Here is a 12833-nt window from a genome sequence, read left to right on the forward strand (position 1 = left end):
CCGTCAAAAGTACTACTTTGTTAATCGTTTCTCTCCTAATTCACGAAATTCTGACATGATTTTGAACTGTGGGAACGTTTTTTCCATACTTAATGTGTACCCAATATCAAAAAACAACTTAATATCCGTTCGTATTCCTTCAAAATCCCAGTTGTCATCTAATTCGTCAGATGGCGCATGGTAGCGGTTCGATAGCGCTGCTCTTCGTTTATTGATTTGTACCGTATCCGTAGATACCAATTCAGTGCCACTCCCCATAAAGAGACCAGGAATACCTTTTTTTACAAAATTGAAATGGTCTGATCTATAGAAGCCACCTGATGTTGGATTTTTCTCACCGTGTACTGTCCGGCCGAACTTACTAGCGGATTGTATGACATAGTCATCGATTTCCGTTTGTCCAAATCCTACAATAGAGACATCTTTCGTCTCTCCCAAGGGACTGAAGGCGTCCATATTTAGGTTTGCCACGGTCTTGTTGATAGGGTAGATAGGATTGTTGGTATAATGTGCCGACCCTAATAAGCCTTGCTCCTCGGCAGTCACAGCCATAAAGATGATAGTCCGCTCCGGTTTTACTTTTGCCGCCTGAAAGGCCCTTGCTATTTCAAATAATGCAGAGACTCCTGCAGCATTGTCTATAGCTCCATTGTAAATGGAATCTCCGTTTACCGCTTCTCCTGTTCCTAGGTGATCCCAGTGCGCCGTATAGATGATGGTCTCCTCGGCTCTTTTGGTGCCCTCTATTTTCGCAATGACGTTGTTAGATTTGGCATATTTTAAAGTATTCTTCAACTGTATTGCTGTTGAAATAGCTAGAGGGATAGCTTTAAACCCTGGTTTTTTAGCAGATTCTATTGCTTCTGAGCCTATTCCTGCCAGTTTAAACAACTGCTGTGCAGTTTTTGCCGATATCCATCCTTCATATTGGGGTTTTGGATCTACGGTGTTTTTGTCATCGAGGTCCATTTGAGGGCCGCTCCATCCCGAACGGACCACGTCCCAATCGTAACTCGCAGCTTTGGTATCGTGGATAATTAATACACCCGCCGCACCCTGTCGACCTGCCTCTTCAAACTTATAAGTCCATCGTCCATAGTAGGTCATCGTATCTGCTTTGAATAACTGTTTGTCGTAGTGTCCGGGATCGGAAGCTAAGACAACTACGGTCTTGCCTTTTACATCAAGGTCGGCATAGTCATTCCAGTTATATTCAGGAGCTACAATACCAAAACCAGCGAATATTAAATCCGTAGATGCGATATCAGTATGATCTTCCAATCGGCTAGTACCAATGACATAATCATCCAGATACTGAGCAGATAAAGAACCATTCTTACCTTTAAATGTAAGTGTTGGAGTTACGGGTTTGGACGATATCTCGACCATAGGTACCTCTTGGAAAAAAGAGTCGCCATTTCCGGGCTGCAATCCTAGCGCTATAAATTGATTTTTGATGTAATCGACCGTAAGACTGTCTCCTTTGGTAAATGGCATCCTTCCTTCAAATTTATCAGAGGCCAGATTGGCTACATTATTAGCATAGCTTTGCATGTCGATAGCCGCTATAGCAGCGCTATCAATTCCCGATGCATCGTATGAAGTACTGTTGATTTGCGTACATCCAATGCATATAAAGAATGTAGATAATGTGATGAATAGCTGTTTGTTCATATGTGAATACGCTGTTTAAAGTATAGTGGATTGCAAACCCTAAAATTACAATATTTTTCCCATAATTTGACCTATTGATAAGGGGCTCTCAGAATAAGAAATTAATCTTCAGAGAGGAAGACTTCGGCAATTGGGTGAAACAGATATATTTTATCACTATCTATTTCAACGCATCTGTAACGCTTTCTGACTTTCTCCATCTTTTTGAATTTCCGCCCATTTTTTAAAGAGAAAATCGCATGGAGAGGAAGCTCTTCCACCACAGTCGCTCCGTCGGTATTTTGAGTGTCGTGTTTTTTTAATGCACGGTATAGATTTAGATCTGTACATGAGGACGCCGATGGATTACTCATATAGGACGAAATCGCGATGAGTAAATCTGTAGGGAATATAGACAGTTTAATAAAAGGCTGTATGAGTGTTGCAAAATTCTGTTTCCACTCTTTGCCATGAGGTTTGACAGTGCTTTTATAATCTTGATAAGTCTTGAGGTGGGCAAATTCATGAATACTCGTGATCAAGAAAGAGTATGGGTTAAGGTCATGGTTTACCGTGATCTGATGTGGACTACCTCTAAAAGGAGCTCTATAATCCCCTAATTTGGTCTTACGGCTTCGGGTTACTTTAAAGCGGCATGACGTGTCATTGATCCATTGGGAGATAATGGGAGCAGCAGCCTCCGGCATATATTTACTCAATTGTTTGCTAAAGTCTGACATGAACACAAACATATTGTTTTCTTTTCAAATTTAGATTATTTCAAACTGACATTCGTGAATATAAAGCATTTTATCTAAGTTTGATTTAGATATCTATATATGTATGGTCAGAATTCTTTTCACCTTATTTTTGGTTCATTTTTGCTGTTTGTTGCAGGGGCAGGAGTTGTTGGCACGAGTTGAGGTGTCAGTACCACAGGTTCAAAATGCAAATTCACGTACGATCGATTTTTTGAAAAATGTTATTTCGGATTTTTTGAATAATAGATCCTGGACAGACAACAAAATTAGTCCGGAGGAACGTATTGACTGTAGTTTTAATATTGTCATTTCTTCTTTTGATGGAGTAAGTCAATATAAAGCCTCTGTTCAGGTCAATTCCGCACGCCCTGTGTATGGAACGAATTATAACTCACCCGTGCTAAGTTTTAAAGACAAGTATTTTAATTTTTCTTATACAGAAGGTGAACAATTAGAGTTTAATGAAAACCAAAATATGGGCACGCTGTCTTCTTTATTGGCATTCTATGCTCAGATTATTATTGGGATGGATATGGATACCTTTAAGAGTATGGGGGGGACTGCTATATTGGGACGAGCGAGAAATATCGTAAACTATTCGCAGTCTACACAAACAGAAGGCTGGCGGGCTATGGATGCGACAGATAATAGATACTGGCTGGTGAATAATTTATTGGACAGGAAGTATTTTCCTTATCGGGAGTTTTCTTACACCTATCATAGAGATGGGCTAGATCGGATGACGGAAAATGAACAGGAAACTAAGAAAAAAATGGCAGAACTTCTGTCAAAACTCAAAGAAGTGGACCGGTCTAATACAGGAAATGTATTGACCAATGTTTTGTTTACTGCTAAATCTAATGAGTTTGTCGGTTTGTTTTCAAAGATGCCAGGGAATGAGAGTGTTAAGATATTTAATCTTCTGGTCGATTTGGACCCCGGCAATTCCGCTAAGTATGAGAAATTGAAAAACTAATTTTGACTGAAGTTTTATGCTGGTACGATTAATAATTAAGAATTACGCGTTAATAGATAACCTGGATATTTCGTTTGATTGTGCACTAAATATTATCACAGGTGAGACGGGGGCTGGAAAATCAATATTAATGGGTGCTTTAGGCTTGATTTTGGGTAATAGGGTGGAAGGCCGTCCTTTTTTTAGCGAGGAAAAGAAATGTGTCATTGAAGCGTATTTCAATATTGCTGCTTATGGCTTGGAGCATTTTTTTGAAGAAGAAGACTTAGATTACGAAACCGAGACTATCATTCGGCGAGAAATTCTGTTGGATGGTAAATCGCGTGCATTTGTTAACGATTCCCCAGTTACGTTATCCATATTGAAGGCGTTAGGAGAAAAGTTGATCGATATTCATTCCCAGCATGCTGCTTTACAGATCAATACGGAAGATTTTCAATTATTTGTTCTGGATAGTCTAGCCGAAAATGAAGGACGGATGACCTCGTTTAGAGCGGAATTGAAGGAGCTACGGAGTTTGGACAAACAGCTCAAGTCGGTACAGGAAGAGCTGGATAGTGCAAATGCGGAGGCTGATTATAATCAGTTTTTATTTGACGAATTGGAGCGTGTGAATGTACAGCTTGATGAGGTCAAGGGATTGGAAGATGAGCAGCAGCAGTTGGAGCATGCTGAAGAAATAAAACGCGGGCTAAATGCTGCAGGCTATTCCTTGTCGGAGGGTGAGGCTAATGTGATTTCACTTTTGAAGGATAGTGTAGGACAGGTGCAACATGTGACTCGCTACCTTAGTGGTGTTGAGGCTCTGACTGAGCGAATGCAGAGTGCCCTGATTGAGCTCAAAGATATTGCTGACGAATTGGTTACGCAGGAGAGTGCGGTCAATTTGGATGAACAGCGCCTAGATGAAGTGAATAATCGTTTAAGCGAGATCTACGTTTTACAGAAAAAGCACCGTGTAGATTCTGAAAATGATCTGTTGCAGATTCGCCAACAATTAGAGACTAAGCTTCAGATGGTTTTAAACCAAGATCAGCTTGTAGAAGAACTTGCCCATAAACAGAAGGAGCAAATGCAAAGGGTACTACAGTTAGGACGCGATATCCATGAGAAGCGGGAAGCTATTATTCCGAAGGTGGAGATGGAGGTACAGCGAACACTGAATGCCGTAGGAATGCCTAATGCGCAATTGAAGATTGATTTACAATTGTTAGATGGTGATCGGATGAGTGTAAAGGGGCTAGATGCTGTACAATTTCTTTTCTCCGCAAATAAGGGGCAGGCTATGCAGGCTATTCATAAGGTGGCGTCTGGAGGAGAGCTGTCGCGGGTTATGTTGGCAATTAAGTCTTTGGTTGCAAAATCATCTGCTCTACCGACGATTATTTTTGATGAGATAGATACAGGTATATCTGGTGAGGTAGCATTGCGCGTGGGAGAGGTAATGGATAGCTTGGCAGATCATATGCAAGTATTAGCGATCTCGCATTTACCACAAATCGCTTCAAAAGGAAAAGCGCACTTTAAAGTTTATAAAGAAGACCGTGGGAATAAGACCCAATCTAATATACAATTGTTGAATAAGGATGAGCGTGTTATGGAAATCGCACAAATGTTGAGCGGAGCCAACCCTGGCGAAGCAGCATTACAGCACGCACGAGAGCTATTAAAGTCCTGAGCATCTGCTTAGGACAATCTTACCCTGTTTTTTTAGTTATAAGTTCACCTGTAATTACCACAGCAGAACGAAATGTCTGTGGCAGATAGCTTATTTTCGATATCCTGAGTGTGAAGAACGATAGTGATTCTACTTTGTACGCTAGGGTTGGGAAGATACACGTTAGAGCGTAGGCCTGCTGCGCTAGCACACAGACTATGCAAGCTAGTGAGCAGAGGAGGTGCGTTACTACACGGATGCAAAGCGCTAGCCTGTCTATGCCCGTAGCAAGCGTACAGCGTAGACGGGCTAACGTCTAGACAACGCACACTAGCGTTTGTTCATGGGGAGCTAGCGTCCTGATTTTAATCGTGAGCGATTAGAAGCTCTATGCTAGCGTGTAGATTGTATACGCTAGCGTCTGGTCTGCGGGTGATAGCTTGTCAATTCGAATAGCTAGTGTCTAGATTCTGTACGCTAGCGCCTAGCCTCCACACGCTAGCGTGCGGGAGTCGGTTTTTTGCTTTTTTTTGTCGTTATAAAAGTCGGTTTTTGAAGTCGTTAAGGCTGTTTTTTGAGTGTTTTTCGCTGCTAAAATAGCGTGAAAAAGGTTTGGAAAACGGCAAAATGTTTTTTTGCACCCCCTTGATTTTGGCGGAAAAACAAACCTTTTGTATTTTATTTTTGTTATTGTTTTATCCAATTTTGGTAAGATAAAGTCCATCTAGAATGGGACTGGAATTGGATGGGTATTTCTACTTGATCATAAAAATGCCCCCAAAAAGCATATAACCTTTTGGGGGCAGTGTAAAATGATAGTCTTTTTAGAGCCTTATTCTACCCAATCAGCGTCTGTTAATGAAACTTTGAAGAATACCTTATCAGGTGGACTGATTGTCACACCGTTGTCCATTATTGGATCTTCTAAATAAACACGGACACTGCCAAGCTTATAGTTGAATGAATAGGATATACCATCGATAGTTGCAGGAATAGCGTCGTAACTCTTTTCTCCATCTTGACTCATAGCAAGTGTTACAATACCTTGATCCATATAGTAAGCATTCAATTCTTTGACAGACAGCTCAACATATAGACGATTGCTAGATTCCCTTTTCCAATCACCAAATACTCTTTCGTATATCATAGTCTGGCTAGGGACAAAATTATTTGTAATGTACTCTTTTGTACAAGAATTAAGCGTAACGAGGGATGCCCCTGCTATCGCAAATGCTAGTAATAATCGTTTCATATTTTCAAATTAGTTTCCATGTTAAACAATCGATTTCTTTTTTCTATTTATAAAGATAAGACACTACAAGTCTTTAATCGTTTAATCTAAGCAAAAATATTGCCATAAAAGAATAAGGCCCTAGATTTACCCTATGAGCAGGTCATTCTAGTGCCTTATATAGTATGTTGATTATTCCGCAATAAGCTTTATTTTCCGCTCTACAGAAACATTATCGCCGGTCAATGCATTACCGTCTTTATCAATTAGTGTGAGTTTTATAACGTTTTCGCCTAAGGGTAGGTTCAGAATTTCATAAGGAGTCCATTGATCTAATAAAAATTCTTGACCGTTAATATCTGCCTTGATTTTATTCCCGTCGGCTGCCAACCTGGTGTTCTCAATAAAAAAGTCTAATAGGATAGTTTTGGTGTCAGTACCCTTATATTCCCCTTTGGGACGGCTATAGAATAATGAAGGCTCTGTGACCTCCGGTAGCTCCTCAATTTTTGCGTCTGCATTGACTTTAAACTTTAGCAATTTCGACGCATCAACTGTTTTGATCGATTCATGAAATGACCTAGATAGAAAGGACATTAAGTAATGCTCCGAGTTGAGTGCTACGGTAACGCTATGCTCTGGTTTGTACAGCGCAGCATAGGGAGTATTATCTAGAATGAAGTGTATATGTTGGCCCTCATGTGAGTTCGCCATATTGTGGGTATGGGCCGTCTGTTCGGTCAGATTGAAGTTGTGTACGTTATATTTTACAGTGACTTTTGCGGAGTCACTACCGACTTTTTCTCCCGTTATGCTGGCTATGCTCAAAGTCGCTCCTGGAAAATCCTTTGCATGAGCAATAGGATTTACGGCTATAGCACCGACTGTATCTTTGAGTAGCGTACTATCTTTGACTTCACCGTCCGTGTTTTTTGTGGGTCCATTACAGGCACTAAAGGAAGCTAGTAATGTCAGTGCTGTAATGCTACATATCCAATTTTTCATAATATTAACGTTTATGTGTGAATTTAATGTAACGTATACAACAGTTGAATTGTCGTATTTGTTTTGAGGGACAAAAAAACAGGCTTCCTTCGTGAAGGAAGCCTGCTTCATGCTTTTTAAATTTGGTTATGCTTCAAAAGCAATCAGTAAAGAATCTTTGATTGCAGCTAGAGCCATCGCTAAGTCGGCTTCTGTATGTGCTGCGGATATAAATCCTACTTCATAGCCCGATGGGCCAAAATATATTCCTCTATTGAGCAACTCACGGTGCATTTTTTTATAGTACAACATGGAGTTCGGATCGATCTGATCCGCACGCTGTATGCGTTCTGAAGTTGCAAAGGCAAACCAAAAGATCGAACCTACTGTAAATATCTTTACATCAAGTTGCTTTTCGGTAATAAACGATTGAATTTCATTAACGAAATCCTGTGTTGTCTGTTCTAGTTTTTCATAGAATCCAGGCTGCGACAATATCCGCAAAGCTGCTATCCCTGCTGCCATAGCCACTGGATTGCCCGATAGTGTCCCCGCTTGGTAAACATTCCCATCAGGAGATATGTTTGACATGATTTCGGAGGATGCTCCGTAAGCTCCCACAGGCATACCACCACCGATGATCTTACCGTAAGTAATGATGTCGGGTTGTATGTCGTAATATTTTGCAGCACCTTCAAAACCTAAGCGAAAGCCGGTTATAACCTCGTCAAAAATTAATAAAGCACCATTGTCTTTTGTTATTTTTCGCAAGAATTGGATATAGTCTTTGTCTTGGATAAGCAGTCCATTGTTGGCCGGAATACCCTCGATTATTACTGTAGCAATCTGGTCTTTGAAGTCAGAGAAGACCTTCTCTAGTGCTTCTTTATCATTTAGAGCAATTACGATTGTCTCGTCGGCAAATGCTTTGGGTACTCCAGCAGAAGAGGTTTCTCCAAAGGTGACCAGACCTGATCCCGCCTTTACAAGAAGTGAATCGGAGTGACCGTGATAACAGCCTTCGAATTTGACGATTTTACTTCTGTTGGTATAACCACGCGCTAGCCTTATTGCAGACATAACCGCTTCAGTGCCTGAACTAACGAAGCGTATCTTCTCTATATATTTATTGTGTGTTAATATCAGGTCGGCAAGTTCGTTTTCGAGACGGGTAGGAGCTCCAAAGCTCAAACCTTTACCCAACTGGGCTTTTACCGCTTCACGGATTTGTGAATTATTATGTCCTAAGATCAAAGGACCCCAAGAGCAGCAGAAGTCAATGAACTCGTTGTTGTCCGCATCCCAGAGACGCGAACCATCACCGCGTTCAATAAATAATGGACTACCGTATACGGATTTAAACGCACGTACAGGAGAGTTGACCCCTCCAGGAAAGTAATTTTTAGCCTTCTCAAAAAGTTGAGCCGATTTCTCTCTTGATATATCTTTTGTCGCCATAACGTTATTAAGAGTTTGTTTTTTCTGATCTATTTTACCCAGCCCTTTTCTATGACCTCTTTTGCATGATAGGTCAATATAGAGGTTGCTCCAGCACGACGGAAACTTAATATTGTTTCCATAATCACAGCTTCTGAAAGCCATCCATTTGCTATCGCTGCTTTAAGCATAGCATATTCTCCCGATACATTATAGGCAGCTATCGGCAGGTCAAAATTGTCATGCAACAGCTTGATGATATCTAAGTAAGGAAGACCTGGTTTCACCATAAGAAAATCCGCCCCTTCTTCCATATCCAATTGAGCCTCGATGAGCGCTTCTCTGCTGTTTGCAGGATTCATCTGATAGGTTTTTTTATCTCCCTTTTTAGGAGCAGAACCTAAGGCGTCACGGAATGGACCGTAGTACGCTGAAGCATACTTCGCCGTATAGGACATTAGGGAGACATCGGTATACCCATTTGAATCCAGAATTTCTCTGATATAGCCGATTCGTCCGTCCATCATATCGGAAGGAGCTATAATATCAGCTCCAGATTGGGCATGGGCTAGTGCCATTTTACCTAAAACCTCTAGTGTCTCATCGTTTAAGATTTCGCCATCTTTAACGATACCATCATGACCATCTGAGCTATAAGGATCCATGGCTACGTCTGTAACGACACAGGCTTCCGGAAAATTAGTTTTGACGGCCTCAATTGCTCGCAAATAAAGGGTGCCTTCTCGATAACTCTCTGTTGCATATTTGTCTTTTAAGGACTCTTCAACAGCAGGAAAGAGATCAAAAGCCTTTAAACCTAGTTTTAAGCAACTTTCTACTTCTCTCAATAAATTATCTATCGAATACCGAAAGATACCCGGCATAGATTTTACTTCTGATTTTTGGTTTTCACCATCTATGATAAATAGGGGAAAGATTAAATTGGCTGATGACACATGTGTTTCCTGTATCATATCACGGATGATAGGAGACTTCCGATTTCTTCTAGGACGTTTTAACATTTTTCTTTTACTTCTTACTCTTTGTTTTTGCTCTTTACTCCTTATTCATTAACGATTAATAATCAATTCCAAATATTGCCTCAGCAAGTCCCATTTCATCTGGTGAAAAGGGAAGGGTGTAAGGAAGTCCCATTTTCTCTATAGCCTGTGCTGTTGAGTAGCCAATACATATTATTTTTTGATCAGGATCTGCTAGATTTTCTTTGAAATATGCCTCCACGTTGCTTGGACTGGTGAATACTAATACTTGGGCATTAGATTTATCAACGTTCTCCTCCAGAACCGTTTCGTAGATAGGCATGTCAATAATCTGCGTATTAGGAGTTAAGGCCTTTTGGATACTCTGTAAGGAATCTTTAGCTCTCGGAATAAGCACGGTCTGTCCATCGACCAACTGTGCAAATTCTTGGGCTATGGCTTCTGTGCTAATACCAAGATCATCTCCCGAAAAGTCGGCTACCCGACCAAATTTCCGAAGAGTAGATTCTGATCCTCTTCCTAATACGGCTATTTTTGTTTTTTTTAGAATATAAGGATCTAAAGCAAAGAAATGCTCAATCGCATTTTTACTATTAAAAAAAATCCAATCAGCTCTTTTTAAAATAAAGGAATCCAGGACATTGATCGTAGGATATATCCTTATTAAGGATCGCGCATCGATGTCTATCTGATGTTTTTTCAGGTATCGCGCTAGGTAAGAGTTCTCGTCTAAATCTCTAGTTATAAATAAAGAAGAAGGTAGTTTTCTTGACCTATCATACTTTTTGAAGATGGTTTCGGCCATTCCTTCTGTAGTTTCGGCCTGTAGGTATAAACGGTCAGGAAAGTCTTCGTTGTCTTTAGCGATGGAGGTCCATGATTCATACTTGCCATCGCGTTCGCGACAATAGCATCCTAAAGGAGCATGACAGCCCGCTTCAAACATGTTTAACACTTTTCTTTCTACAGCTATCGTTTGCTCAACTTTGGTGTTATTGATTTTTTGCAATAAGTCAAAAAGCTCTTGGTCCGACTCCCTTATCTGAATGGCTAAGACTCCTTGAGCAGGGGCTGGTATTATTTCTACCGGGGCAATTTCCTCGATGTGAAAATCAGAAAGCTCCATGTTGATACGGCTTACCCCTGCCTTTGCCAGTACAATAGCGTCGTACTTCTCGTCTCTTAACTTTTGTATCCGTGTCTGAAGATTACCTCTAAGGTCTTCAAATTCTAAGTCCGGTCGGAGGGACAGTAATTGCGCTTTGCGCCTGTTTGAAGAGGTGCCAACAGTAGCGGCATGTTTTAGTGATAGACGTTTTGTGATATCAACACAGTCTTTGTGGATGATAATGACTTCCGCAGCATTTTCTCTTTCGGATACTGCTGCGATGATCAGTCCTGGTGGGTTTACAGTAGGTAGATCTTTGTGAGAATGTACAGCCAGATCGATCTGCGCGGAGAGTAGTTCTTCTTCTAGTTCCTTCGTGAAAAAGCCTTTGCCTTCTAATTTGTCAAGTCTAAGGTGTTGGATGATATCCCCTTGTGTCTTAATAATTTTTAACTCGGCCTCAATGCCAATTTCTGCTAATCTATCTTTTACAAAGTTAGCCTGCCACAGTGCAAGCTCACTGCCTCGGGTGCCAATAATTAGTTTTCTATTCAACATGGATTGTATATGTTACGAAAAATGCCAAAGCAAATTTAGCCAAATACACTAATAATCTGACTATTTAATGTCAGATTAAAGTATCTTTTAGGAAGATTTTCGTAAATTAATTGTTTTCGAATTCGGTATTTTTTACCAAGATCTCTTTTGCCATTACCATGGGAACTTTTATATATTTTTTTTCCATGTAATTAATGACTTTCTCTAATACTTCGCGGGCTTGTGGGTCGAGCTGATTGAGATCTTGAGCGAAAATCTCGTTCAACGCTATCTCCCGGATTTCTTTTATCTTATTCGGAACTTGACGCATGGCAACTTCTACGCGTCGTTGTTTTATAAGAGGAAGAAATTCTCTGATATTTTCGTCGATTATTTTTTCGGCAGCTGCCAGTTCTCCATATCGTTCTTGAAGGTTCTTCTCGGCAATAGCCTGGAGACCGCTTACTTCAATGTAGTGGATAGCATGATTAGTAATGACTTCTGCATTTATGTCGTTTGGGATAGCTAGATCAACTACTATTTTTTTGTCCGGATCCCCTTGTAATAGATTTTGATAAAGAGGAGTGTCAATAATCGATTCAGACGCTCCTGTGCAGGTAATCATGACATCAAATCCACCTTTATATTCTGCTAGCTGGCTTAAAGGATAGGCCTGGCAATTTAATTCTTTGGCCAACGATTTTGCATTTTCAATCGTTCTGTTAAAGATTACGAAGTTTGAGAGTTTATGCTTTTTCAAATACTTGGCCAAATTTTGATTGGTTTCACCAGAACCAATTACTAGTATTCTAGGATTATCCAATAATTTTACTTCTCGCAATTTGCGATATGCTAAGGATACTACGGATATTGGATTTTTAGAGATATTGGTGTGTGTATAAACTTCTTTAGCTGTTTTGACAAGACGATCCATCATTAAACGTAGAAAGTCTCCAGTAAAGCCCGCTTCTCGACATTTTTCGTAAGCTTTTCTAACCTGAGCTAAAATTTCTTTTTCTCCTACAACCAAGCTTTCTAAGGAGCAGGACATTCTAAAAAGATGATTAAGGGCTTCCAGTCCCGAATAACGGGTCACTTGTCCTAAATAACATTGCAACCTGTCCGATGGAACACAAAAGTTCATTTTATCCATGAATTCAGCGATGAATTCATCTGTTAATTCATGTGCTCCATAAAAAACAAATTCCACACGGTTACATGTGGCAATATAGAATATCTCAGGGATATCCAAGTTGTTTTTTAGATTGATTAATCTGGAATCTAACTCTTCGTTACAAATAACCAAATTGCCCAAATCTTTTAGGTCAACATGTTTGTGGGTAAATGCTATAACTTTTAAATTCTTCAACGCCTTGGTAATCTAGCCTCTATTATATTGATGCAAATGTAGATTAAAACCTTGGGTGTTATGTCAAAAATCTGTCAAACGAGGTAATTTAGAAGGGTTATAAATAGTGTTAATTTTTT

At 40.1% G+C, this 12833-nt stretch carries 10 protein-coding genes; 2 read left to right on the forward strand and 8 right to left on the reverse strand.

Annotated features, from left to right (window positions below; genetic code table 11):
- Positions 1-12: 12 nt before the first annotated feature.
- Both JKG61_RS04290 and JKG61_RS04295 read right to left on the reverse strand, forming a co-directional pair.
- A complete protein-coding gene (locus tag JKG61_RS04290; protein ID WP_202101750.1) occupies positions 13-1674 on the reverse strand; it encodes a M28 family metallopeptidase in 1662 nt (553 codons plus the stop codon).
- A gap of 101 nt (positions 1675-1775) precedes the next feature.
- Positions 1776-2393: a SprT family zinc-dependent metalloprotease gene (locus tag JKG61_RS04295; RefSeq protein ID WP_202101751.1), complete on the reverse strand. Its 618-nt coding sequence runs from the start codon at positions 2391-2393 to the stop codon at positions 1776-1778.
- A 103-nt stretch (positions 2394-2496) separates the two neighbouring features.
- On the opposite strand from JKG61_RS04295, the gene porD reads away from it, so the two are divergent.
- Together porD and recN are read left to right on the forward strand one after the other, a co-directional pair.
- Positions 2497-3390, forward strand: a complete 894-nt coding sequence (gene porD, locus JKG61_RS04300; RefSeq protein WP_202101752.1) for a type IX secretion system protein PorD — start codon at positions 2497-2499, stop codon at positions 3388-3390.
- Positions 3391-3406: 16 nt separating this feature from the next.
- On the forward strand, positions 3407-5068 hold the full coding sequence (recN, locus tag JKG61_RS04305; protein WP_202101753.1) for a DNA repair protein RecN: 1662 nt from the start codon (positions 3407-3409) through the stop codon (positions 5066-5068).
- Between the two features lie 811 nt (positions 5069-5879).
- Here the strand turns inward: recN and JKG61_RS04310 are convergent.
- The 6 genes from JKG61_RS04310 to hemA form a co-directional block, all read right to left on the reverse strand.
- Positions 5880-6299 carry a hypothetical protein gene (locus tag JKG61_RS04310; RefSeq protein ID WP_202101754.1) on the reverse strand — a complete coding sequence of 140 codons (420 nt, stop codon included), beginning with the start codon at positions 6297-6299 and terminating at the stop codon, positions 5880-5882.
- A 171-nt stretch (positions 6300-6470) separates the two neighbouring features.
- Positions 6471-7283 (reverse strand): hypothetical protein, encoded by an 813-nt coding sequence (locus JKG61_RS04315; protein WP_202101755.1) that lies wholly within the window; start codon positions 7281-7283, stop codon positions 6471-6473.
- 126 nt (positions 7284-7409) lie between these two features.
- Positions 7410-8720, reverse strand: coding sequence for a glutamate-1-semialdehyde 2,1-aminomutase (gene hemL / locus JKG61_RS04320; RefSeq protein WP_202101756.1), 1311 nt, complete (start codon positions 8718-8720; stop codon positions 7410-7412).
- 29 nt (positions 8721-8749) lie between these two features.
- Complete coding sequence (gene hemB / locus JKG61_RS04325; RefSeq protein WP_202101757.1) at positions 8750-9721, reverse strand: porphobilinogen synthase; 972 nt, start codon at positions 9719-9721, stop codon at positions 8750-8752.
- Positions 9722-9776: 55 nt separating this feature from the next.
- Positions 9777-11366 carry a hydroxymethylbilane synthase gene (gene hemC, locus JKG61_RS04330; protein WP_237249370.1) on the reverse strand — a complete coding sequence of 530 codons (1590 nt, stop codon included), beginning with the start codon at positions 11364-11366 and terminating at the stop codon, positions 9777-9779.
- A 106-nt stretch (positions 11367-11472) separates the two neighbouring features.
- Positions 11473-12714, reverse strand: a complete 1242-nt coding sequence (hemA, locus tag JKG61_RS04335) for a glutamyl-tRNA reductase (RefSeq protein WP_202101758.1) — start codon at positions 12712-12714, stop codon at positions 11473-11475.
- Between the last annotated feature and the right edge of the window lie 119 nt (positions 12715-12833).

Origin of the sequence: Sphingobacterium faecale (genome assembly GCF_016746095.1) — a bacterium.
Taxonomy (GTDB): domain Bacteria; phylum Bacteroidota; class Bacteroidia; order Sphingobacteriales; family Sphingobacteriaceae; genus Sphingobacterium; species Sphingobacterium faecale.